The organism is Stieleria sp. JC731, from assembly GCF_020966635.1.
In the GTDB taxonomy this organism is placed as follows: Bacteria; Planctomycetota; Planctomycetia; order Pirellulales; family Pirellulaceae; genus Stieleria.
The window spans coordinates 401,109-426,051 of record NZ_JAJKFQ010000029.1; the positions used below are offsets into that span (position 1 = coordinate 401,109).

Consider the following 24,943-nt stretch of genomic DNA (forward strand, 5'->3'; position numbering starts at 1 on the left):
CAAGTCATCCGCAGTCGTTCGATCACTTTAGGTGCCTGTTGCATGACGAATTCAAACACGACTGCCGATTTCGTCGTTGTCGGTGCGGGGATCGTTGGATTGGCAACCGCTCATGAATTATTAACACGCGTCGAAGGCTGCTCGGTCTTGGTATTAGAAGCCGAATCGGGTGTCGCACGCCATCAAAGTGGACACAATTCGGGTGTCCTTCATAGTGGGATCTACTACAAGCCCGGTTCGCAGCGTGCAATCACCTGTCGCCGGGGAAAGGCGATGATGGAATCGTTCTGTGACCGTTTTGGGATCCCTTGGGAACGTTGCGGAAAAGTCATTGTCGCAACGTGTGCGAGCGAAATCGAATCGCTGCAACGCATCGCCGAACGTGCCGAAGCCAACGAAGTTAACTTTTGTCGAATCAACAGCGATGAGCTGCGCGAACTCGAACCGAACGCCAATGGGATCACCGCCCTGCACGTCCCCGAAACTGGAATCGTTAGCTACGCAGAAGTCTGCAAAAAGCTAGCCGAACGGGTGAAGCTACTCGGTGGCGAAATCCGCTTCGATTCGAAGGTCGTCGCGGTTTCGCAAAGCGCTCGATCATTGAATATCGAAATACAATCAGGCCAGCGAGTCTGCACGAACCACCTTGTCAATTGTGGCGGGCTGCAATGTGATCGCATCGCAGCCATGGCGGGTATCGAAAGCCCCGCGAAAATCGTTCCGTTCCGTGGCGAATACTATCAGCTTGCCAAGGGACGTGAGCATCTTGTCCGCAATCTTATCTACCCAGTTCCCGACCCGTCGTTCCCATTTTTGGGAGTACATTTCACCAGGATGATCGACGGAACCGTTGAATGTGGCCCGAACGCCGTACTGGCATTTGCACGCGCTGGGTACGACTGGAAGAATATCAACGCAAGAGACTTTGTGGACACGGTCGCTTATGGTGGATTTCGCAAACTGATGTTCAAACACTGGAAAACAGGCATCGGTGAAATGAATCGATCACTGCGCAAATCGGCTTTCGTTTCGGCACTGCAAAAGCTGATGCCTTCGCTCAAACCAAGCGACTTGGTCCCAGGGAGGGCGGGGGTACGGGCACAGGCGGTTTCAGAAACGGGTGACTTGCTAGACGACTTTTTGATCAAACGATCTCCATCAGCGACTCACGTTTTGAACGCCCCCTCCCCCGCCGCAACCGCTTCACTGGCCATTGCAGAAACGATCGTCGATGCGATCGAGCAGAATTGAGTGTTGCAAACGCTGATACCACCGCTAGCGTCACCAACAGAGTCATATTATCCGCCACCAAGTCCATCGTTTATTTCGATCAGATCGGCACCAGATGAAGATTGCCATTGGCCACCAGAGCAGCATTGTTGGTATTGAAACAGCGCGTCGAGATTCATCCCAATGAACACCGCCCCACCCGCATCATCGATTCGCTGTGATCATGTCACGGTAGCCTTTGGCGATCACATTGCAGTTTCAAATGTCAACTTGAATATCGAACGTGGTGAATTGGTTTCGCTGATCGGGCCAAGCGGATGTGGAAAAACAACATTGCTACGTTCAATTGCCGGTTTGGAAAACATCACCCAAGGTGCTGTTACGATTGACCCACCGGCGATTGCGAATCGTGGGCAGATCGGATTTGTATTCCAAAGTCCCGCTTTGTTGCCTTGGGCAACGACGTTGCAAAACGTGTTGCTGCCGCTTGAACTGATCGGTGACGGAACATCGCAGTCACGCAGCGATAAGGCAATGGCCGCGCTCACGGCGGTCCAGTTGGATTCAGCCGCTGGGAAGTTACCCGATGAGCTATCAGGCGGGATGAAGATGCGTGCTTCGATCGCGCGAGCATTGGTCACCGAACCTGAAGTCTTGCTACTAGACGAACCTTTCGCAGCGCTCGACGACATGCTCAGAAACGACCTCGGGCAACTGCTTCTAAACCTTTGGCAAACCCATCAATTCACAGCCGTGATGGTCACGCATAACATCAGTGAATCGATCTTGCTGTCTAAACGTATTGCGGTAATGAGATCCGGACACTTGGAATCGGTCTTGAACAACCCCATCGATTGGCCTCGTAGCCCGGAACAGATCCGAACCCAAAAGTTTGCTGAATTCCATGGAGTGGTCAGCGACCATCTTCGTGGGCGAATCTCTGAAGCGAAGCAAAGCGAATGAAAACCATTCACCAGAATCGTCAAACCATTGACGCAGTTGGGTTTCCGAGTGATTGAACCAAAGTCAACAAATTCGATCGATCGATCTGAGTCAATTCGCTATTCAGTGATAGCGATGAAACTGATGCAAACTTGGTTGCCGGTGATCGCGGTTGCCATCTCGATGCTGATCTTATGGTCCATCGTCGTTCGTACGTTTGGACTCCCTCGAGCATTGTTGCCTCTTCCGAGTGAAGTTTGGCAGGCGGCGATCGACAACCGAAAGGAACTGCTGGAAGCCATTTTCTCGACGGGCTTGGCAAGCTTTGCCGGGTTGGTGTCGGCAATCTCGCTCGGTTGCCTAATCAGCGTCGCGTTTTCCCAATCTCGGCGGATTCGCTTGGCCTTTTTCCCGTATGTGGTCTTTCTACAAACGGTCCCGATCGTGGCGATCGCACCACTGCTGATCACTTGGAGCGGCTATGAATTTCGCACCGTTGTGATCGTGACCGTGATTGTCTGCCTATTTCCCGTGGTCAACAGCGTGACAGCGGGACTGACCGCAATCGACCGAGCTTGGGCGGATCTGTTTCGCCTGTACGGTGCCAGTCGACCTCAGACACTAGTCAAGCTTCAGATACCTGCGGCAATTCCTTATCTCGTAATCGGTGCAAAGACCAGCAGCGGCTTGGCTGTCATCGGCGCGATCGTCGCTGAATTCTTCGTCGGCAACGGTGCGGGCAATCAATATGACGGCCTGGGGACGCTGATGACCCACTGGCAGGGCTTTGTCAGAACCGATGCACTGATCGCCGCGGTATTCGCCAGCACGCTGTTAGGACTAATCCTGTTCGGTCTGGTGCAACTGGCTTCTGTCACGTTGCTTGCCCGTTGGACACGGTATCGTAAATAGCACAACGGATCCGCGGCGACGACTTTTTGTCGATCCTCACGAAGCGTTGTTAGTCATGAAAGCCGCCATTGACACGGGCGAAAACAAGGCGTTCGTTCTAAAAGTGACCAAAAGTCCGGAATTGACGACTTAAAAAACTATTCTGTCCGCAACTTCTGTGTCGATTAACGGAAGTGCGAGGCGTCCGCATCCACAATCCGTGACCGATTTGTTCATGGGCGATGCGAGCCTGCCGCCGGTTGTTTATCCAAGGTCCGACGCCGGTCCGTTCGCTGCGCAATTGCCCCGAAATGCCCGTGACGACGTTCAGAATTTTTGCCAATCAAAAGCCATCGACAGCGAATCTTCGTGTCGGTTCGCGACTTGGAAAATACCGACTAACCAAACGCTTGGGTGAAGGCGGCTTCGCGACCGTCTTTGCGGCCACGGATACCATTGAAGGCCGCCAAGTCGCGATGAAGATTCCCGACGGAAGGTATATCAGCAACACGCAGTCGCTGGACGATCTGCAACGTGAAGTTCGCATCATGGCCCGGCTTGAGCACCCAGGCATCCTTCAGCTCAAAAATGCGCAGTTCATCGACGACCATTTCGTCATGGTGTTTCCCATCGGTGAAGAATCGCTTGCCGATCGTCTTTGCCGACGAATGTCCCGCGCCGTCTGTGTTGACTATCTGATTCAAATGGTCGATGCGGTCGCGTTCGCTCACGAACACCGTGTTTTGCACCGTGACATCAAGCCCGAGAACTTCATCCTGTTCCCCAACAAAGTGATCCGCTTGACGGACTTTGGTTTGGCACGGCTTGAAAACGTTTGCCATGACGTTTCCGCATCGGGAACGCTCGGCTACATGGCTCCAGAGCAAGCGATGGGACATCCCAACTACCGCAGCGATGTGTTCTCGTTGGGACTGGTACTCTATCGATTGCTTTCGGGCGAATTACCCGAGTACCCATTCGAAGCTCCATTGCCAGGTTACAACCGACTTCGCAAGGGACTTGCTAGCGATCTGGTCGCATTGATCCGCAAGTCGATCGATCCTTCGCCACGCAAGCGTTTTCGCGATGCGGTCGCAATGCGAAATGCATTGGCAAAGATTCGCTACCCACTCTCTGATCGCAGCATCATCCAGCGAGCACCCGAAACCAGGGTTAGCCATCGCTCGACGCGGAACGTTGCCTAGCGACGTGCCACATCCTTGTGATGTCTTGGTGACATGTGCGACAATGCCTCGCTGCACAGCTCTAGAAACTTCTTCTCGATCAAGCGTAGGCGAACGTGATGACTCAGTTACCCGGAATCAAGCTTTTTGACCTGACAGACCGGGTTGCCATCGTCACTGGCGGTTCCAAAGGCCTCGGTGCCGCGATGGCAGCCGGACTGGCGTCCGCAGGCTCGAAGATCGCCTTGTGCGCTCGAAACCAAACCGAGGTTGAACAGGCAGCCCAACAGATTTCAGAGCAATACGGAGTCGACGCGATTGGAGTTGCCGCTGATGTAACCGATCAGCAGCAAGTCGAGCATCTCGTAGACACGGTCGTGGATCGTTTCGGTGGGATCGATATTTTGATCAACAACGCAGGAATCAATATCCGTGGCCCCATCGATGAATTGAGCTACGATGAATTTCGCAAAGTTCAACAAGTCAACGTTGATGGGGTGTGGCTGACGTGCAAAGCGGTCATCTCGCACATGCGGTCGCGGGGTGCTGGAAGAATCATCAATCTGGCGAGTACGCTGGGAATCGTCGGCTTGGCTAATCGCACCCCCTACACATCCAGCAAAGGTGCGATCGTGCAAATGACGCGGGCATTGGCACTGGAACTTGCCGACGACCAAATCACGGTCAATGCGATTTGCCCTGGCCCTTTCCTGACCCCGATGAACGAACCGATTGCCGATACCGAAGAGGCGAAAAAGTTTATCGTCGGTGCTGTGGCGCTGAACCGCTGGGGACGCATGCAAGAAATCCAGGGCGCCGCAATCTATCTCGCAAGTGACGCGTCAAGCTTCACCACCGGTAGCATGATGGTAGTCGATGGCGGCTGGACCGCTCGCTAACAAAACTTGACTGAGCCGCTTGATTATGGAAAGGCACGCGCGATCTGCCCAAGCTTGATCGCGACATCGAGATAGTCATGAGCAATTTCACGCTCGACGTCCGAAAGTCTGACCGGCTCCGGAGTTTTTGACTTGGCCTTTCCGATTTGCAAACGCTGCAGCAAAGTAGAAAAGGTACTCGGAGCAGGTCTGCGCACCGGAGTCGCGTGAGTTTCTTCGAGCTTCCGTCTGGCCCAACGGAACTGATAGTGCATCAGTTCCAGACTGTGGTCATAGATGGACTCCAAAACCGGCTGCAGGTTCACATCTTTAAACGCGGCCCCTTCATCGCCGAGCTGCAGTTTCCGCAGCTTCCGCACCAGCTTCAGCAAATCGGTTGCGTCCTGCTTTCCCAGCTGATCGTTTGCCGCTGACCAACGGCTTCGAAAGTGGTTTAGATCGAGATGATGATATTGCGACAACGCATAGTGATGGTCCCGCATCAATTCTTGCGTGGGGCTGATTCGGTCACTCGATTGCTCCAGTATTTCACTAAGCGTCACATGCGTGCGATTCGTTTGTGGATCGACGCGTTTGGCCGGATGCACCCCGCTGAGTACAAATGCCAGATCGCCATAGACATCTTCATTGATCGAAGAGCGAATCGAAGCGGCGATAAAAGGAAAGTACTTTCGCGTCGGAAGTTCACTCGCTAGCTGCGGTGATGTCTGTTCGGTGTCTTCTGATTCTCTGGTGACGACAGTGTCATGCTCATCACCGTCGGAACTGCCTTCATCGATCAGATTGGATTTGAATCCGGATTGCGATACCGACTCGTTTTCAAGCCACCCCATTTTGTTTGCCGCATCGTAAACATACGACGCGGCGGCAAGATTGATGTTTCGATCGGGCTGGCAACTGGCATTTTGTCGAAACCGTTTTGCGATCTGAACGGCCTCCGATCTGCTAAGTGTGATCGGATCGGAGTAGTGGCCTTCGTCCATCCGATAAACAATGACGCAGCGGCCATCACGCAGGACTTTTGATCGAGACTTGCTGACACGCATGATTTCGGTTCCATCGAATCCTCGTTCTCATACAGCCGTCTCGTTGTTCTTTTGATCGAACATACCGTGGGTCGATATTTCGAACCGGCGTAGATTCCAAGAGGCATTAGCCGTAAAGCAAAACGCGATTGATACCACTTTGATGCACCACCGTTACGTTGCTCGGCGGTGCTCTAGACGCTTTTCATCCAATCTAAACGAGAACGCAACGTGGCACACAAAGTCATGCCTTGGGGCGACACGCACACCTCGGCCAAACCGTTCTGTGAAAGCTCGCTTGCCAAGTGCATTTCGCACGATTGCTTGGCGAATTTGCGGCGGGCGAGTTCACTGAGCAGCACCACAGCGGTCTGATCGAGTGCGATACACTAGTGCTTCGTTCCAACTCGATTTTAGGATTAGCCGTATCGCGTTAGCCACGGTTTCAGTGCAATAACCGGGACCAACGCCCGTCGGCTGATGACCCGAACCCGTATTTTCATATCGAACGAAGCACTAGGTGCTCGAAACTAGATCGTCTGTGAAGAGAACGCCCCTATGTGGAGCCAGTAGTGATTGATCCATCCGAACGACTATTCAAGATGTCAGCTCATCGCCTAATCCATTTGATCGCCGTCGGGATAGCCATCTGCGTCGGCCGACCGTGCCTTTCAAATGAGCGTCCCAACGTGGTGATGCTTTTAGCTGACGATTTGGGATACCAAGATGTTGGCTGCTACGACGGCCCTGTGAAAACGCCGAACATTGACAAACTGGCGGCGACAGGTGTTCGCTTCGAAACGTTTTACTCCGGATGCGCCGTTTGCTCTCCATCGCGGGCAACGTTGCTAACAGGACGACATCATATTCGGGCGGGAGTCTACAGCTGGATCCACGACGAATCGCAGCGTTCTCATCTGCTGCTACGAGAACAAACGCTGGCTGAGATTCTTCACGATGCCGGATATGCGACTGCTCACATCGGGAAGTGGCACCTCGGATTGCCAAGCGAGCGTTTCGACAAACCCACTCCCGACAAGCATGGTTTCGACTATTGGTTCGCGACGTGGAACAATGCCAGCCCCAGCCATCGGAACCCGGACAATTTCATTCGCAACGGGACCGCGGTCGGAAAACTGGAAGGGTACTCTTGCCAGCTTGTTGTCGACGAAGCGATCAATTGGTTAAACAGTCGATCAGATAGCCCAGCCACAGATAGCTCAGCCGACCAACCATTCTTTTTGAATGTCTGGTTTCATGAACCGCACGCTCCGATCGCCGCACCGGATTCGATCACCAAGCAGTATGGCAAGGAACGTGACAAGGCGGCTATCTATTCGGCAACGATCGACAACACCGATCATGCGATCGGACGGTTGGTAGAACACCTCGATCAGATGGGAGCGTCTGAGAACACGCTGATCATTTACGCGTCTGACAACGGCAGCTATCGCGATGACCGAACAGGAGGCTTGCGTGGACGCAAGGGAGTCAATTGGGAAGGGGGAATTCGAGTTCCTGGAATCTTTAACTGGCCAGCAAAACTGCAATCCGGCGTCACTTCCGAAGTCCCCGCAGGTTTGGTCGATGTGTTACCTACCGTGTGTGGCTTGTTGGGTTTGGAGCGTGACGCATCAATCCACCTCGACGGCATCGACCTGTCTTCTGTTTTACGTGGAGAGACTGACCATCTCGGTCGCGACCAGCCTCTGTTCTGGCACCTACAGCGATCTCGCCCCATCATCGCAATCCGAGATGGCGACTATTCATTGGTTGCCGAACGAGACTACGAGATCCCGACAGACAACATGTTTCAGGAATCGTGGATTCCTCAGATCCGTCAGGGGGGCTACAAAAACTTTCAGTTGTTCGATTTGAAAAATGATCCTAAGCAAACGACAAATCTCGCCGCTAAACGGCCTGAAATTGTCAGCCAGCTGAAAACAAAAATGCTTGAAATCAACCGCAGCATCATGGCTGATGGGACGGATTGGTCGGCGGCACAATAAGCCTCAGTCGTCGATTGCGGACCAATCATCTCGCTGTATACAGGCGGCGACGCAAAGTCATCGACTGCCCGAATCGCAGTGCCAAACGCGGGGAGCAGGCGATTTCGGGTTTCCGGATGCTTGTCGCCAGTCAATAATGCGGTGCTGGCCTGAAGAGTTCTCCGCAATGTTTTTTGACAAGGCAATTCAAGACTGCCTGACCAAACCAACACTCGGAGCAGCCCTGGCCGGCAATTGATCCGCGAACCGATTGACCAACGAGCCTTTGCAATGGCATTGACCATCATGCGGCGCATCAAATTTTGCGCCGGACACCGATTACTCAACCACGGCGGGAAATGCGAAAACTTCCACGGCCACAATTACGTCGCGGACTTTTTCGTTCAAGGTGACGTCCAAGACGACGTCGGACGCGTCATCGATTTTTCGGACTTGAAGAAACGCGTCAAAGGCTGGATCGACGATCATTGGGACCACGGATTTCTAATCCACAAGGATGACGACAACGCGCGTCAGGCTTTGGAAATGGTCACGCCATCACGTATTTTCATCATGCCGTACAACCCAACGGCTGAGAACATGGCGAAGTACCTGCTTGAAGAGATGGCTCCGGTGGCTCTGGATGGTTCCGGCGCTCGCGCTGTCCGCGTTCGCATTTGGGAGACCGATGAATCGTTTGCCGAAGCAAGCCTCGATTCGGTCGACAGCCCAAACGAGCAATTCTCTGAAATGGCAGTCGGCAAGTAGCCGAAACCGCTTGCACCCTTGGCCACCAGCCTATCGCTCCTGTGGCTGATTAATCGTTTCCCGCTAGCTCTCTAGCGGTTTGCTTCACGAGATGCTTGGTCGGCGAGTGCGACTGCGCCTCGTAGTCCGGCATCAGCACCGAGCGATGAACAAACGACATCGACATTGTCTGTCGGAAACATCCCGACACGCTTGTCGATTTCACGCTTGACCACAGTCGTCAATCTTTCCCCCAGCATCGACACGCCTCCGCCGAGCACGATGACGTCGGGATGGACCGCCGTGATGACATTGGCGGCACCGATCCCCAGGTAGACCGCTGCATTTTCGATCGCTTCGGCAACCAATGCGTCTTCACTTGCCGCGACCGCCATTGTCTGCGGAGTCACCAAGTTCATGTCGCCACCGACAAGTTCACGCAGCTTCGGTGCCAAACCGGACTGCACCAATCGGACGCCTTCGGATGTGATCGCCGGCCCGCTTGCCAAGGTTTCCAGACATCCGCGATTGCCGCAGCCACATCGTGGTCCGTTCGGATCGATCGTTTGATGCCCCAATTCGCCAGCGGCACCCAGTGGCCCCAAACGCAGCTGGCCATCGATAACAAGTCCTCCGCCGACGCCGGTGCCGATCGAGAAAAACGCGAACGACAAAACGGGGTTTGACTTGCCGACTCCGAACTTCAGCTCGCCCAGTGTCGCGGTGCGAACGTCGTTGAGCAGTTTGACCGAGCACCCCAGTTCTGCAGTCATTCGTTTGGCAACTGGTATGTCACGCCATTGTGTGGGCAGGTTGGGAAGAAACTTGGTGACTCCATTTTTAACGTCGACCAATCCGGGTATCCCCATCCCCAATCCGATGACTCGATCGGTATCGATGGAAGCCTCATCGAGCAATCGTTTGATGGCTGCCACCATCGCGTCTATCACTGGATCTGGCCGTCCGTCATCTTGAGTCGAAACCGCCGACCGTCCGATGAAATCACCCGACGAGTTTGCCAATGCGATTTTCGCCGACGTCCCACCTAAGTCGACTGCGACGAACACTCCGTTTTTCTGTTGATCAAGCATCGGCTGCGACTTTCACCCATGACTGTTTTTGGTGACTTTCCAAGATCGCATCGCAGATCAAGATTTCGTAGTGGCCCTCGTCAAAAGTCGGGAACGGCCGCGGCGCGTTGTAGTCTCCCGATTCGATGTATCCATAGAATGTTCGGAACAATTGTTTGAAGGTATCCGGAAAGCCTTCGTTGTGCCCGCCGGGATAGGTCGTAATTCCGCGGGCTTGGTCGTGTAGCAGTGCGGGGTCTCGTACCAGGACTTCGCTAGGTTGATCACGATGACCAACCCAAAGCTCATTTGGTGATTGACTATCAAATGCCAGTGCGGAATCGCTTCCGCCGATTTCAAATCGCAAACAATTTTTGCGTCCGGCGGTGGTTTGCGAAACCCACAAGCAACCGTTCGCACCGTTGGCAAAACGTAGCATGACCGAACCACAATCTTCCGTTTCGATCGATACGTCTTTCGTTTGCAGCTTCTCCGACGATCCGCCGGAAAAGGTTTCGACACCGCCGATCGGCTGCTGACGGACGGGATGCACGATGCGTAAATCGGCGCAGACCTCGACGATTTTTTGACCGGTAACGAATTGGATCAAGTCCAACCAATGTGTTCCGATGTCGGCGATCGCGCGAAGCTTTCCACCATCGTCCGCCACGACACGCCAATTGAAATCGGTGGGCTTGAGCAACCAATCCTGGACGTAAGACCCGGTGACGTGCATCACATCGCCGATCATCCCACTGGCGATTCGTTGGGCCGATTCGTGGCACAAGGGATAGAACCGGATGTTGTAGGCGACGCCAGCCACTTTATCGCTTTGGGCAGCCAACTTCACCAGTTCACGAGACTGCTCAGAATTCATTGCCAGTGGCTTTTCACACAGCACATGCTTTCCGGCATTCAGCACCGCTTTGGCTTGTTCAAAGTGAAACCGATTGGGTGTCGTTAGGTGAATGCAATCGACGCTCGGATCATCGAGAGCTTGTTGAAAGGTTGTGATCTTCGATGGCAGTCCTAAACGGGTTGCGGCGGCCACGGACTTTTCGGGCGAAGAGCCGACGATGCCTGCGACTTCGACGCCGGCGCGTCGGAGTGCTTCGACATGAACCGGCCCGATAAATCCTGTCCCAACCACGATCGCTTTCATGTTGTCGTTGCTTAGTTGAAGTGCGTGAAGGTGATGTTTGGGTGCAAGTTTGTGCGAGGTGTCCGCAAAACGCAACCAGCGGGTTTACATCGCTGAACAAAGTGCATCGATGACGGCGAACCCTCAAGGTGTCTCGGCCATGCCGTGACCATTCTCCCTACCCTTCCTGTGTCCTCGAACCCGCGTCCGTTTGCCCTCTCTTAGGTGTCGCGCGCTGTTATTTGTCGGGTCTCCGCCCGAGTCAAACACACAGGTGTGTTTAACGCTGTGTTAAAGGCGCTTGCGTGGGACACACGCGCGTAAGACACGCTATCGCGGTGAGTGAGGGCGAACGCTCATACAAGCCGATGCAACTGCTGGACGGCGGAGCGCCACATTCGGGTGTGGACCTACCCCCGCCAACCCTTCCACTATTTTTGGGGTTTGAAACTGATGATGAACCATCACGAATCTTCTATGGGCTACCCACCGACGCCATTGGCGCAGGTACGGCCTGTTGTCTTCGCGGCAAGCAAAGACTCGGCGTGGCTATCACGAGTTGGACAGGCAGCAAGTGCTGAAGGCTTTCGCTTCCAGACTTCGCCGTCGATCACCTCGCTTGTGAACCAAGCCGCATCAACTGAGGAGATCGCTTGCATCTTCTTGGACTATGATCCCCGCATCCAACAATGGTCGAGCATCGAACAGCTACTGTTCGAAAAGAACGTGGCTGCTCCTGTCGCACTTGTGTTGGACGAGAACAGTGGCATGTCGGCTTCGGAAGCCGTCGCACGTATCGCCCATGTCGTTGCATTCAACAGCATGGAAACCCACGAAATCGTGGATTCGATTCGTGACGCGGTTGCCCTCAGCAGCCTTGTCTCTCATCAGTTTGATGTGCTTCGCTGCCACCGCCTGTATCAAACACTGCCTGAACGGCAGCGTAAGATCGTCGACTTCGTTGTCGAAGGCGCACCCAACAAGCAGATCGCAACCAAGCTTAAAGTTTCGGTTAAAACGATCGAGCGTGAAAGGCAAAAAGCCTATCGCCACCTGAATGTCCGAAGTACGGCTGAAATGACCCGCGTGGTTATCCTAGGCGGACTGCACGACGTTATCTTTCCTGTCGCTCGCGCCCGAAACGGATTTGTCGATCGTCGAATCGATCAACGATCTATCGAGCACACCAAGAGCTCGGGAATTTCACCAACCGCATCAATGGCACCTCCGATGAACAGTCCATCAATGCCAACGAATACCTACGGTAGCATTTGATCGAACTGACTGATTTGGAATCATTTTCCATTGTATCGATTGCATGGCAATCAAAGAAAATCTTGTGTCACGGCACAAAGAACTCACCCGCACGAAAGCAATCTGCGAGTTTGACGCCACCGCCAGTAACGTTTCGGTGTCGTGTGGATTCCTTCCACAAAGTCTTGTCGGGCCGGCCGTAAACCCCGAGGCGGTCGAAGCCCCGATCAACCAAGACACCCTTCTCGTCCGGTTCGCATAACCAGACGCTACTGAATGTCATAAGTGTTTCGGTTGCAAACGTTGCCCGCGTTTGAGCTGTCTTTCATCACTTGTGCCTATACAACGAATACCACAACGGTTTTCGATCAAGCGATTGTCGGTTTGCATCATCATGCAAAATCGATGGTCTGCCTGCCTGCAATCGGTCTAGTCACGTCTGAACATTTGACGCAGACCGGAAGCCGCCACTCGATCGGCCCCACTGCCTGCCGTTGCAAATCAATCTACATCACCAGTTCCGCCGCAAACACAATCTCGATCCTCGTCCGGAACTCCCCACGACGATCCCGAACTTGACCTTTGTAGGCCTGCATCGCCTTTCGCGTTCATCTATAATCCGTGGACGTTGACTCCTCCCGCCCCACCTTTCCCAACCCACATAAAACGATGAAGCGATTTTTCTTGGGCCTGATGGTTCTAGCCTCAACTGCACTTGCCGGAACTGCTTCCGCCGAAGACGGCTCGAAATCACTCTTTGATGGCAAGTCACTCGATGGCTGGTCCGTCAAAAGCGGCTATGCGACATACGAAGTTCAGGACGGCGTGATCGTCGGAAAGACTGCCAAAGGCACCGGCAACACGTTTCTGTGTACGGACGAAGAGTATGGCGATTTCGAGCTAACCTTCGAAGTCAAATGCGACCAGGGACTGAACTCGGGTGTCCAAATTCGATCGAAGCTGAAAGATCAAAAAGGCGCTGACAAATACGGGGGGCGAGTCTTCGGCCCTCAAGTCGAGATCGAAAACGGCCCAGGACAAGCCGGATGGATCTACGGTGAAGCGACCGGACGAGGTTGGCTATCGCCAGAACCACAATCCAAAGACAAAGCGGTCAACGAACATGACCACTTTAAAAACGGCGACTGGAACGAATACAAAGTCATCGCCAAAGGGGCGAACATCAAAACGTTCATCAACGGTCACCCAATCGCGGACTTAAGCGACGAACCGATTTACGAATCACACCCTAAAGGTCTGATCGGACTTCAAGTCCACGGAATCCCTGCCGACGCCGGTCCTTACGAAGTCCGTTGGCGCAACCTAAAGATTAAATCTCTGTAACCCCTGTTGGTTGCGAAGAACACTTTCGGTTTCAAACGCAGACCGATCTTCATTTTTGATCCGTGATAGCAGCGATCTAGATCATTGCTTTCACGGATTTTTTCGTTTCTAAGAGCCTCGTCAAAAGCTCCCGAAACAAAACACCACGTCTATTTATCGTTTTCAGCAAGAAGCATCTCGATCGTTTCACGCATTTGCTTCTCGCCAGGTGTGTCTTTCCAGTTCATCTCGCCTTGCCACCAGCGGCGTAGATAACCTTGCTTGTCGATCAAGTAAACTGTCGGCCACATGGTGTTTGACCATTGTTGCCAATTGGAGGATTTCGTATCCATCAGGACCGGATACTCGATCGATTCATCTTTGATCGCGGTTGCGACCGCATCTGGATCGCGCTCACGAGATGTCTCGGGTGTCTGAATCCCGATGATGACCAAACCGTCATCGGCATAGTCAGTCTGCCATGCGTTGTAGTGTGGCAGGTTGCGTCGGCAGTTGATGCATTGAAACGCATAGAAATGAACCGCCACCACTTTGCCACGCAACTCTTTCAAGGTTTGTGGACTACCTTGCAACCATTCGGCGCCATCGAGAGTAAGCTCTGGAGCTGATGGATAAGTGCGTTTGACTTTCGAAAAGTTGAAGCTGTCTCCGGTCAGGTCGGCTAGCTTGATTCGCTGGTCTGTCGTCAATCGATCTGTAAAGGATTTTCTTTCGGCGAACTGGGCCTTTTTGATTTTCTCTGCCGCCGCTTGTGCGTCCAACTCACCGGCACGTAGCTTTTCCTGAGCCTCATTGGAAACACGGTCGGTCTCGCGGAACAATTTGTAAAGCGACTCGCGATCTTCCTCGCTCAGTTTCAAAGCTGTCGCGACGCGATCGCGAACAACCATCCGCGTTCCCAACGCTTGGTTCTGCAGTTGCTCGAGCCGCTTGCGTTGGCTCGCATCAAGAATTCCACTCAGCGAGTTTTCGAGCTGCTGCTGCAGCTCTCCGATCTTTTCGATTCGTTCCTCCGCCGGGCGGATTCGTACACGAAACCAAGGGCCATCGACGTCCGCCAAAGTCGATTTGACCTGACGAATTTGATTTTCGGTAAGCTCCAATTCACGATGAACTGCGTCATCTCGAATCATTTGCAGCAGCACCGGCTGGGTCTCAGGCGCATCAGCACTCACCAAGGAAGCGACCAGGCTAGAACTCATCAAGACAAACATAGCCAAAAACGGGCGAGTCATTTTCGAATCCGTTGAGAGGTTCTTGGTGCCACCGACCATCGTCGGACGACTGACGAGTTGGAAAAGATTGAAACCGGCCCCCTATGAAATGGAACAAACGGCCGTGGGGGACTTCAGAATAGCAATGTCGTTTAGCAAGCCGGCCCCGCCACAACCTAAATCATTGCCGCGAATGCGTGGCATATGTTTCCGCGGCGATCTCCACACGCGAGACGAAGACACTGGGCCGTGCTGCTAAAGCATGGTCCTTGCGTAGAAGCCAAAAACGGCGAAATACACCGCCGCGGCTACCAACACGCTAGCGAGCATTACGATGCCACCGATCAATCGGGTTCGTTTGATCTGCCACCACATCAAAAGTCCGGTGGCACCCCAAGTCACCATCGCGATCGCCATCGCATCAACAAATAGCGACCAGATCATTCGCCCATTCCAATGCGGTGGCTGACCATGCGTGGTATGCAACCGCAAAAAGAAACCGCGTGCTGGCATGTCAGGCTGCCCATCGAACGTCATCACATCGACATGGCCATCTTTCAGCACATAGGTGATGCGAACCGGTTCATCGTTCAGCATGGCAAGAAAATTCAATTTGGTCCAACCGAACGGTCTCGGATCGGCATTTGATTTTAAACCCGCATGGTCGATCGCTTGTTTTGCCGCTGAACGAGCGATGTCCAATGGCTTTGATTCCAATCGGATGTTTTTAACGTCTGACAGCCGATGTTCCGGTTTGAAATCCTCGGGCGGATGGGTTGCCAGTTGGGCGGTCTTTGCGATCGGGTCGAGATGGACCACTCGCTTTTTCCCATCAACATTGATTTCGAACATCACATCGTTGGTGAATTCAGCCTGATGTGACTCGGCTAACGAAAGCGCGATGTCACCCTTGGCAGACTTAATCGATTCGACAACCTCCGCTGCCATTGATTCTGGCGTGGGGAAACGATCCATTTCAGATCGGATCACATCGGCGGGAACCGGGCGAAAATCAATGCGAGGAAACAAACCTTGGTGATTAAACATCGCCCCCGTAATTCCGTACAGGAACACCCAAGGCAACAAGAACAGGCCCGCGTATAAATGTGTCCGTCGGGCCAACATCATCAACCTTGATGACAACCGACGCGGCCGCCGCTTCGGTGATGCGGCGTTTGCCGAATCTTGTGAACGCTCACCTTCAGCCGATTTACTGCTGGCCGATTCACTTTCGACTTGCTCAGACGCTTTCGTTGTGGTTGCCATCGCTGGTTTCAATTCCGAGACGTTTGATCGCATCGACAACGTTGACACGCTGAATAACACGACACGGTTGAATCAAAACCGACAATGTATCAGCTATGCGACGTCATCGGTTGACGACCAATCCAAAGTCCAATGCCGATCACTGGTTGCACGGATCGACTCAGGATCGATGCCGCACTTCGCCGCGACTTGTCGAATTTCGGCCACTGTCAGCGCTGCGTGAAGTGACTGGCGAAGCAACTGCTTCGCGAAATCGGTTTCGCCACTTGCATGTTCTTCGACCAAGCGTTCGACCTCGTCTTCGGTCGTTGGCCGCATCAAATCTCGAATGAACAGCCGGCCTCCCGGAGCCAGCACGTGCATTGCGCAAGCCAACACACTGGCTGGATCAGCGACATGGTGGATGAGCGAATTAGAAAGGACCGTGTCAGTCGATCCCGATTCAAAATGGTCGAGAGCTTTGCAATCGGCATTCTCTAAAAACACGCGTCCTTGGACTCCCCCAAGTTCGACCTCCATTCTTGCCGCCTCAAGCATTTCGATGGACATGTCGACGCCCATCACCTGAACGTCATCGAGACGCTGACAAAGCATCACAGCGATCTCGCCCGTTCCACATCCCAGATCCATGACTTTCGGTCCGACCGGGCCACCAGCGATCAAGTCGTCGATGTAGAGCGAATTGATGCCTTCATGATCCATCTGCTTGTACTCTTGAACTTCAAGCTCGGTATCCATGGCTTCGGGCTCGAGGGTCCGGGGGAGCGGGGAACTCGACGACGGGGTGGGCTGGTTCATGAAATGACCGGGTCAGAATGATGAATTGGCAAGGAAAACGAATGGACTTAGGCTCGATTTTGCGGAGCCGACTGGCACATAGGCCGCAAAATCGCTGCAAACGTTACCACTTTTATGGAATCGTCAACTACAAATAGGGAACGACGCGCACTGACTGGAACAGCCTGAACGGATGACTAGCCTGTGCCAAGATTCCGATGAGGTCAATCAGATCACTTGTGAGTCCGCCGCGGATTGAACTTTGACGGTTCTAAACAGTTTCTGCCGGTGTTCAGCAAATCACGCCTTATACGTCCCGTCTCGTCAAAACCATGAAGTCAAATGTTGTCGATCCAGGTGGCAGCCGCAACGGCGATCGCGACTTTGGCCATCACAACTTTCGATCAGGCGAATCGCAGTCCGGAATGGCCCTGCAAGACGTCCGCTGGTCCGCCGTCACGCCTGCCGATCTAGCCAGATCAGTCATCGGCCATTGGCCTTCGATCATCTTTACGACCTTACTGGTCATGGTGCTGACCGTCGGTCTGCTTGCCGTTTGGCCGAATCGATATGGCAGCGACGGCATGCTGTACGTTCGGCTTGGCCGAGCTGCCCTGTCTGTCGACCCGACAGCACAGAATGCCGGAGCCGGCGTCTCTGTTCAAGAAACACGGTCAGCAGAAGTCCAAAGTGTTGCCGACATGATCGGCAGCCGTGAAATCGCTGAACGCGCAGTCAACGAAGTTGGCGTTGACCGAATCCTTCAGCCGCATTCCTGGGTTGATCAAACCGTCATCGAATTGGAACGGCTCACGGCCGGTAGTTCGGCTTATCAATCTCGAGAACACATCGACCAATTGCGTCGTGAAGAGGCGATCAAACGTGTTCGAAAATGGCTTTCGGTTGATGTTCCCAAGAATGGCTACACGATCGCAGTGACTTTGGTTGGCCCCGATCCTTTTTTGGTTCAGTCGATCACCGAATCGGTCCTATCGCAGTACAAAAACTACCACGTCGAAGCCCACCGCAACGATGGCTCGCTGGAGTTCTTTGAACAGCAGGTCAACAACAGCCGCGAAGTCGCGACAAGAACTCGTGAAACGCTCCAACAAGCTCGTAGCGAAGCCGGATGGACCAGCGTCCAGTCCGCCGAGACGACCTTGCGTGAACGCATCGTCGCACTCGAAGTCGGCCTGGATAGTTCATTGAGTGAACTCGCCGAAGCAACGCAGCGACGCGACAGCTTGGGACAACAACTGGCATCGACCCGAGAATGGATTCCCATGGAAGTCACGCGAGGCGTCGCAAATGCGGCAAGCGATTCCATGAAAACTCAATTGTTCGATCAACAGGTCGACGAAAGTGAGCAGCTCGCGACGCTGAAACCCGAACACCCAAGGTTTCGACTGCTACAAGAAAAAATGACTCGCAGCCAGGGCATTGTCGAAGACGAGGCGAACGAGCGAGAGTTGCGACGTGAGGCATTGAATCCGCTTTGGCAACAACTCGAAAGCGAGTACTCGTTGGCGAGCGCCAAGACGGACGGCCTTCGACATAAAACAGAATCGTTGAACGAACGTTTGCAATTGGCTCAAAAAGAACTGCTAAAGCTGAACAGCAATGCCGTGAAAATCGCGCGGCTGAAATGGGAAGCAGACATCGCAGAGGAGTCGCTGCTAGATCATGCACGCAGCCTCGAAGAAGCTCGCATTATTTCAGAGCTCGACCGTAACAAAATGTCCGACGTGACTATCATCCAGAACGCGTCGCTGAACCTTAAAAAGGTCAGCCCTTCACGGATCATGCTGGGGTTGGTGGGACTTCTCCTGGGAATGGCACTGGGCGTCTTCCAGGCAATCTTGCGACACCCTATTGAACAGGTTGCCTACCAATCGTCAGCGAACGATTCAACATTCGACCTAGCAGAAGAACAACACGAAACAGCGGACGACTTCGTCGACATCGACAGCGTCCAGAAGAACCAGATTCCTGCACCAGCGTTGCCTCGCTAGAACGCGTTTGCCGATCTGGTTCGAAGATCATTTCCCGATACAACTTGATGAACACCGGGTGACGTGGAATTCACTCACCCACTGAATTGGAAACCTTGATCAGTGGCAATGGCTGCCAACGATCAAGGACTGAATGAGCATTGGACTGCCCAGTGATTGGCAAAATCTTTAACCGTCTTACCTCGTCAGCGAAGCTGCGCGACGGACATTCATTCCTGCTTTCGCAGATTGAATTCCAACGTGAAGTGACTCGCGAGCGGATGCGTGCGGTCAGACGAGCGATCCCGTTTTGTATTTTGAATATTGAACTTGCCGGTCGCGACAAACTTCGTCAGCGACGCAATTCGCTGATCCAACTTCTGCACCGTAACGTCCGGCTGACCGACCACAAAGCCGAATTGGACTCACATCGATTTGCGGTTCTCTTCGTCGACACACCCGAAATGGGCGGTCGAGCGGCACTCGACCGAATCGAAACGCTCTGTCAATCGCGCGGCATCCATGCGAAGTTGACGTTAAAGGTCCATGATCCGGAAGGTTTCGCCCCCGATGATGTTCCACCCACAGACCATTCAGGTGGACGCCGTGTGGACGATTCCGATGACAGTATTACTGCCCCCGCATGGACACGCTTTGATTTCTCAGAGCAGGAAAGCGATGGTTCTTCCGGAGTCGCCTTAGCATCAAATTCGAACTCGACCTCTTGCTCACAGGTGCGTCGCACGCGAACAGCAACCAGCCCTCGCAGCGGACTGGAATACACTCCGGTCGATTGGTACGCGGCCGATTCAAGCCTTTCACACTCAATCACTCGTCGATTGATTAAACGCGTTATCGATCTAGTCGGGGCATCGATCGGGTTGGTGTTGGTAAGCCCAGTCCTCGTCGGCTGTGCAATCGCGATTAAATTGACCAGTCCCGGTCCGGTGTTCTATCGACAGATTCGCGAAGGCCGGGGAGGCAAGCCTTTCGTCATCATCAAGCTGCGTACGATGGCCGTCGATGCGGAAAACCATCAGCTATCGCTGAAAGATTCAAGCCACCGTGATGGTCCTGCGTTCAAGATTAAAGACGACCCACGCGTCACGCCGGTGGGCAACGTTCTACGTAAAACCTGTATCGACGAATTGCCTCAACTGATCAACGTTCTCAAAGGTGAAATGTCACTGGTTGGGCCACGTCCGCTTCCTTGGCAGGAAAGCCGCGCTTGCAGCTCTTGGCACCGTCGACGTCTGGATGTCAAACCCGGAATGACGTGCCACTGGCAAATCAATAAATCTGCCGCCCCAACCTTCGACGACTGGATGCGTCTCGATTTGCAATATGTAGATCGAAGTTCGACTCTCCAAGATTTACAGTTGATCGCGAGAACAACCGTGGTTCCGATGATGGGACGGGGGAGCGAATAGTGTCGGTCGATTCTGTCCTGTCGAATTCGGGTCTCAGCGATTGTGAACAGATGCGGGCAAACGATCCAGCTGCTGAGTTGGCTTCCTCACAATGGGCGACAGCACCATTGCCGGCCCGCGTCGTATTTTTGACGCACTACATCCCGCTGTATCAAGTACGTGTCCTCGAAGAAATTGCTCGCCAAGTTCGAGACTTTCACGTTCTGATCAGTACTCCGATCGAACCGAATCGGCAGTTCGAATTGGATTGGGGAAACCTAAATGTCACCGTTCAAAAAACTCTGACAGTCCGTCGGCGTTGGAAACATCGTTCCAACAAGACGTCAGTCTCTAAAGACGCTTTGCCTACAGAGAAAGTCGGTGGATTTTCAGACCCATTATATGTTCACGTTCCTTACGACACCGCGGCGCAGCTATCGCGGCTGAACCCTGATGTGGTGATGTCGCTTGAACTCGGTGCCCGTTCGCTTGGTGCCGTACGATACTGCAAACGACATCAACAGTGCAAAAGCATCCTTTGCACCTATATGAGCGAACACACCGAACAACATCGCGGAAACCTTCGCGCGATGTTGCGGCGATATCTTGTTCGCAACGCCGACGCAATCACTTTTAACGGACCATCTTGCAAAAGATACCTAACGTCAATCGGTGCTGATGAAAGAAGCTTGTACCAGTTGGCCTACGCTGCTGATGATCGCAGTTCGTACCGCGGATCGGTATGCAGAAAGGAGTCGGAGGTCAGATCGCGTTTGCTATTCGTCGGTCAACTAAGTGATCGCAAAGGTGTCGTCCCGATGCTTTCGCAGCTGGCTGGCTACTGCAGCAACCATCCATCGCGGTCGATTGAAATCAGGATTGCTGGTGATGGCCCCAACCGTTCTGCGATCGAATCGTTTCCCTGCCCCTCCAACCTGTCGATCACGATGCTGGGCAACCTAGCCGCCGACAAATTGGCGACGGAAATGTCACTCGCAGGAGCGACCATCGCTCCGACATTGGCCGATGAATGGCTACTGGTGGTCAACGAAGCACTTCAGGCCGGCTTGCCTGTCATCGGTAGCGTGTACGCTCAAGCGGTCACGACGCTTGTTCGTGACGGATTTAACGGATGGCAATACGATCCCTGCCAAGACGCCCCATCGGGTACGAATTCGCTTTCCTATAAGTTGGACCAGTACTTTGCCATTTCCGATCAATCGATGGCCGACATGCGTGCAAACTGTCGACAGTCGGTTGCCGAACGAAGTCCACGCTGGGCTGCAGCTGGAGCCGTAAAAGCGATCGCATCGTTGACAGGTGATCGCTCTGCAAGCGATCCGGTGAGATAGAAAATGTTGCCAAACGTTGCTGCAGATCCATCCGAAAATCGACAAACAGGTTCAAAAGCGAAACCGGTTGCCAGCCTTTCGATCGACTTCGACAACAAGTGGGCCTACCTGCGTGCGGCCGGACGCGACGACTGGGAATCATGCGGCAGTTACCTTGCGACCGCAGCTGACCGCGTCGTTGATATTTGTGGCGAACTCGGCCTACCACTGACGGCCTTCATTGTCGGCCGGGATCTACAAGATGAAGTCGACGTTCAGGCTGTGCGATCGCTCAATCGAATCGGCGACGTCGAATTCGCGAACCACTCGCTAAACCATCTTCCGTGGATGCACACGATGGAACCGAGCGAGATCGAAGCGGAAATCGTCACGACGCATCAATCGCTTGTCGACCATTTGGATGTTGCCCCGATCGGTTTTCGTGGGCCGGGATTTTCCTGCCCTGACGAAGTCCTATCAGTGCTCCTGCGACACGCCTACACCTATGACGCTTCGATCTTCCCAACTTCAATTGCTCCGATCGCACGCGCCGTCTTTCTGGCACGGACGAAATTAAAAGGCGAACAACGCGAGAAAGCGAAAAAACTGTACGGCGGTTTTGCTTCGTTACGTCAACCGAACAAACCGTTTCGACGATCCATCGGCGATCGCAATCTTTGGGAAGTCCCCGTGACGGTGATGCCGCTTACGCGAACCCCAATTCACTTCAGCTACTTTACATTCCTAGCTGGAATCTCGACCGTCGCGGCGAAGACCTATTTTCGCTCGGCTTTGCGACTTTGCAGACTCACCGACACGGCCCCATCTCTGCTGCTTCATCCGCCAGACTTCCTTGGGTATGAAGATGACCAGGACATGGCCTACTTTCCCGGCATGAAGCTTTGCAGGCGGGAGAAACTTGCCTTGGTGCGCTGGGCATTGTCGTTGTTGGCCAGTTCGTTTGATGTCTGCACGATTGCCGAACAGCTGCGACGTCTCGATCCATCACTTACCAACCAAAACATGGAAACTCCGCTGCATCAACCATGCTTGATCTAGGAAAACGAAACGTTCTCGGCATCGGAGTCAATGCGATCGACTATGACGCTGCTGTCGACAAAGTCCTGTCAGCAGCGTCTGATCGGCATCCGATGACAGTCACGGCCTTGGCTGTTCATGGGGTCATGACTGGAGTGACTGATCGTGAGCACCTCTACCGATTGAACCAATTTGATTTGGTTTGCCCAGATGGCCAACCGGTGCGTTGGGCGTTGAACTTGCTTCATCAATGTGATTTACCTGATCGTGTTTATGGCCCAAACCTGACGCTTGAGCTTTGTCGTGCGGCAGCGGAAAAGGGAGTCTCGATCTATCTCTTTGGTGCGACAGAAGCGATGCTCGAACGGTTTTCCAAAAAACTGTGTGAACGCTTTCCCAAACTGGAAATCGCCGGAATGCGAGCCAGCCGCTTTCGGCAACTGAGCCAACAAGAAAGCGACGAATTGGCCGAGGAAATCAACGCCAGCGGAGCAGGGATCTGCTTCGTCGGTCTGGGATGTCCTCGTCAAGAAATATTCGCGTTCGAAATGCGTGATCGGATTCGAATGCCATTGATCGCTGTTGGGGCGGCCTTTGCCTTTCATGCAGGGATGCTTTCCCAAGCCCCGCCATGGATGCAAAAACGTGGCCTCGAATGGCTCTATCGTCTGCTCTGCGAACCGCGACGACTATGGAAACGCTATCTGACAACCAACCCAGCGTTTCTCTGTAGGTTGACGCTTCAAAAACTGGGAATGTTGCATCGCCAAACCGGCTCAGGGACTCAGCCGACGACAACGATCCGATTCGGCTGATCGCCAATGGCGATGCGACGTTGCGTTCGCAACCAACAGTGCAGTGTGATTGGGCTGACTGACTCGTCAGGGACGATCGAGGAATATCAAGCTTACGGTGCGATAGGCAGGCTGTGCGGGTGGCTCTCGTCCACGCATATACCTAGATTCCATCCGCACCATTACACCTGTGGCGACCTAAATCGCTGTCAGAGTGGTTTGGGATATTACTGGCTGTTGCTGGCCCAGAGAGAGAACCGCAGGCTGGCGCCAAGCGGCTGATTGCTTGCCGGATGGTGCCACACACCAACACGACGGGGGCTGTTTCGCACCTGTTGTCGCTCTAGCTTGAAACTCGAAATAGCGGCTACGCCGTAAGCTACTTTGGGTGCGGGCAGTCATGATATCGACAACTTCGATGGATGCCGAAGTCCGAACTCTGGGCTACATTGTCTCCCTCCGCCTGTTTTCCCGCCTGCAATGGAGCGCACAAAAATGGTCATCGGAATCGCCCCCCGCGTTGACTTCGCGTGCAAGCTGCTTCTCGGTAGCCCGGACCACCCTGCGATCACGATCCACTTCCTCAACGCTGTGCTCGGCGGTGATCCTAAGATCACCCAGGTGCAAATCCGCAATCCGATCGCCGGCAAGCGATTTGACGAGGACAAGCTATCGATTCTGGACATCCTCGCGACCGACGATCATGACAGGCTGATTTACATCGAGATTCAGACGACCTTGCCGGCGGGCCTGGCCGAGCGACTCACCTACTACGCGGCGAGCCAGCTGATCGAACAACTCGGCGAAGGCGACAGCTACCGCGATCTGCGTCCTTCGATTGGGATTTGTATCCTCGACGCGATGCTGTTTAGAGACTCAGCGAGCTTGCATCTCGATTTTCAGCTGCGATCGAGGACGGGAGAGCGTCTCACCGATTGCCTGCAAATCCATCTTTTAGAGTTGCCCAAATACGTGCCGGAGACAGATAATGATGTGCCGTCGGACTCGATTAGGCAGTGGATGCATTTTTTCCGGTTCGCCGCGAAATCCACGCCGGAAGAGCTGCACCGCCAGCTTCACGATCCAGTCTTTACCGAAGCGATAGGAGTCCTGGAAATGATCGCCAAGAACCCCGAAGAACGACGATTCTACGAATCGCGTCTGAAAATGCAGCGTGACGAAGAGGCACGTCTTGAAGCTGCCAGAGAGCAAGGGATCGAACAAGGAGTCGAACAAGGAGTCGAACAAGGCGAGGTGATCGGGCGCGTCCGCGTTCTGCAGTCACTCGCCGGTGTCGAGGAATCGACTGTCGAGCAGTTGCGCAACAAGAGCCTTGAAGAGTTGTCCGAGATGGCGGCGAACCTCAAGCAACAACTTCGTGACCGTGGCTGAGCTTGAATTAGCGGGT

General features: G+C 53.7%; 21 protein-coding genes. 15 read left to right on the forward strand and 6 right to left on the reverse strand.

Going from position 1 to position 24,943, the window contains the following annotated elements:
- Positions 1-42 precede the first annotated feature (42 nt).
- The 5 genes from lhgO to LOC67_RS26240 all read left to right on the forward strand — a co-directional run bounded on the left by lhgO (position 43) and on the right by LOC67_RS26240 (position 5,146).
- Positions 43-1,251 carry an L-2-hydroxyglutarate oxidase gene (gene lhgO / locus LOC67_RS26220; RefSeq protein WP_230265817.1) on the forward strand — a complete coding sequence of 403 codons (1,209 nt, stop codon included), beginning with the start codon at positions 43-45 and terminating at the stop codon, positions 1,249-1,251.
- Between the two features lie 162 nt (positions 1,252-1,413).
- The gene (locus LOC67_RS26225; protein WP_230265818.1) at positions 1,414-2,193 is read left to right on the forward strand and encodes an ABC transporter ATP-binding protein; all 780 of its coding nucleotides are present in this window, start codon (positions 1,414-1,416) and stop codon (positions 2,191-2,193) included.
- 123 nt (positions 2,194-2,316) lie between these two features.
- Positions 2,317-3,084, forward strand: coding sequence for an ABC transporter permease (locus LOC67_RS26230; protein ID WP_230265819.1), 768 nt, complete (start codon positions 2,317-2,319; stop codon positions 3,082-3,084).
- A 290-nt stretch (positions 3,085-3,374) separates the two neighbouring features.
- Positions 3,375-4,268 (forward strand): serine/threonine-protein kinase, encoded by an 894-nt coding sequence (locus tag LOC67_RS26235; RefSeq protein WP_410001182.1) that lies wholly within the window; start codon positions 3,375-3,377, stop codon positions 4,266-4,268.
- 98 nt (positions 4,269-4,366) lie between these two features.
- Positions 4,367-5,146 (forward strand): SDR family NAD(P)-dependent oxidoreductase, encoded by a 780-nt coding sequence (locus LOC67_RS26240; RefSeq protein WP_230265821.1) that lies wholly within the window; start codon positions 4,367-4,369, stop codon positions 5,144-5,146.
- Positions 5,147-5,169: 23 nt separating this feature from the next.
- Here LOC67_RS26240 and LOC67_RS26245 read toward each other — a convergent pair whose 3' ends face one another.
- A complete protein-coding gene (locus LOC67_RS26245) occupies positions 5,170-6,192 on the reverse strand; it encodes a hypothetical protein (protein ID WP_230265822.1) in 1,023 nt (340 codons plus the stop codon).
- Positions 6,193-6,773: 581 nt separating this feature from the next.
- Between LOC67_RS26245 and LOC67_RS26250 the strand changes: the two genes are divergently transcribed.
- Together LOC67_RS26250 and LOC67_RS26255 are read left to right on the forward strand one after the other, a co-directional pair.
- Positions 6,774-8,180, forward strand: a complete 1,407-nt coding sequence (locus LOC67_RS26250; protein WP_230265823.1) for a sulfatase-like hydrolase/transferase — start codon at positions 6,774-6,776, stop codon at positions 8,178-8,180.
- 270 nt (positions 8,181-8,450) lie between these two features.
- Entirely contained in the window at positions 8,451-8,927 is a 477-nt protein-coding gene (locus tag LOC67_RS26255; RefSeq protein WP_230265824.1) for a 6-pyruvoyl trahydropterin synthase family protein, read from the forward strand.
- 71 nt (positions 8,928-8,998) lie between these two features.
- Here LOC67_RS26255 and LOC67_RS26260 read toward each other — a convergent pair whose 3' ends face one another.
- Both LOC67_RS26260 and LOC67_RS26265 read right to left on the reverse strand, forming a co-directional pair.
- Positions 8,999-9,997 (reverse strand): ROK family protein, encoded by a 999-nt coding sequence (locus LOC67_RS26260; RefSeq protein WP_230265825.1) that lies wholly within the window; start codon positions 9,995-9,997, stop codon positions 8,999-9,001.
- On the reverse strand, positions 9,990-11,138 hold the full coding sequence (locus LOC67_RS26265) for a Gfo/Idh/MocA family protein (RefSeq protein ID WP_230265826.1): 1,149 nt from the start codon (positions 11,136-11,138) through the stop codon (positions 9,990-9,992). Before LOC67_RS26265 ends, LOC67_RS26260 begins: the two co-directional genes overlap by 8 nt.
- Before the next feature lie 432 nt (positions 11,139-11,570).
- Here LOC67_RS26265 and LOC67_RS26270 point away from each other — a divergent pair, with 432 nt between their 5' ends.
- On the forward strand, positions 11,571-12,392 hold the full coding sequence (locus tag LOC67_RS26270) for a LuxR C-terminal-related transcriptional regulator (protein ID WP_230265827.1): 822 nt from the start codon (positions 11,571-11,573) through the stop codon (positions 12,390-12,392).
- A 648-nt stretch (positions 12,393-13,040) separates the two neighbouring features.
- Positions 13,041-13,715 (forward strand): DUF1080 domain-containing protein, encoded by a 675-nt coding sequence (locus tag LOC67_RS26275; RefSeq protein WP_230265828.1) that lies wholly within the window; start codon positions 13,041-13,043, stop codon positions 13,713-13,715.
- Between the two features lie 149 nt (positions 13,716-13,864).
- On the opposite strand, the gene LOC67_RS26280 is transcribed toward LOC67_RS26275, so the two are convergent.
- The 3 genes from LOC67_RS26280 to LOC67_RS26290 form a co-directional block, all read right to left on the reverse strand.
- The gene (locus LOC67_RS26280; RefSeq protein ID WP_230265829.1) at positions 13,865-14,950 is read right to left on the reverse strand and encodes a redoxin domain-containing protein; all 1,086 of its coding nucleotides are present in this window, start codon (positions 14,948-14,950) and stop codon (positions 13,865-13,867) included.
- 234 nt (positions 14,951-15,184) lie between these two features.
- Entirely contained in the window at positions 15,185-16,195 is a 1,011-nt protein-coding gene (locus LOC67_RS26285; RefSeq protein WP_230265830.1) for a PepSY domain-containing protein, read from the reverse strand.
- Between the two features lie 93 nt (positions 16,196-16,288).
- On the reverse strand, positions 16,289-16,933 hold the full coding sequence (locus tag LOC67_RS26290) for a class I SAM-dependent methyltransferase (protein WP_230265831.1): 645 nt from the start codon (positions 16,931-16,933) through the stop codon (positions 16,289-16,291).
- A gap of 371 nt (positions 16,934-17,304) precedes the next feature.
- On the opposite strand from LOC67_RS26290, the gene LOC67_RS26295 reads away from it, so the two are divergent.
- From LOC67_RS26295 to LOC67_RS26320, 6 genes are all read left to right on the forward strand, one after another.
- Positions 17,305-18,984, forward strand: a complete 1,680-nt coding sequence (locus LOC67_RS26295; protein ID WP_230265832.1) for a GumC family protein — start codon at positions 17,305-17,307, stop codon at positions 18,982-18,984.
- A 152-nt stretch (positions 18,985-19,136) separates the two neighbouring features.
- Positions 19,137-20,393: a sugar transferase gene (locus LOC67_RS26300; protein WP_230265833.1), complete on the forward strand. Its 1,257-nt coding sequence runs from the start codon at positions 19,137-19,139 to the stop codon at positions 20,391-20,393.
- Positions 20,393-21,724, forward strand: a complete 1,332-nt coding sequence (locus tag LOC67_RS26305; protein WP_230265834.1) for a glycosyltransferase family 4 protein — start codon at positions 20,393-20,395, stop codon at positions 21,722-21,724. Before LOC67_RS26300 ends, LOC67_RS26305 begins: the two co-directional genes overlap by 1 nt.
- Positions 21,725-21,727: 3 nt before the next feature.
- Complete coding sequence (locus LOC67_RS26310) at positions 21,728-22,762, forward strand: polysaccharide deacetylase family protein (RefSeq protein WP_230265835.1); 1,035 nt, start codon at positions 21,728-21,730, stop codon at positions 22,760-22,762.
- Positions 22,750-23,556 carry a WecB/TagA/CpsF family glycosyltransferase gene (locus LOC67_RS26315; RefSeq protein WP_230265836.1) on the forward strand — a complete coding sequence of 269 codons (807 nt, stop codon included), beginning with the start codon at positions 22,750-22,752 and terminating at the stop codon, positions 23,554-23,556. Before LOC67_RS26310 ends, LOC67_RS26315 begins: the two co-directional genes overlap by 13 nt.
- Before the next feature lie 474 nt (positions 23,557-24,030).
- Positions 24,031-24,927 carry an Rpn family recombination-promoting nuclease/putative transposase gene (locus LOC67_RS26320; protein WP_230265837.1) on the forward strand — a complete coding sequence of 299 codons (897 nt, stop codon included), beginning with the start codon at positions 24,031-24,033 and terminating at the stop codon, positions 24,925-24,927.
- Positions 24,928-24,943: the final 16 nt, after the last annotated feature.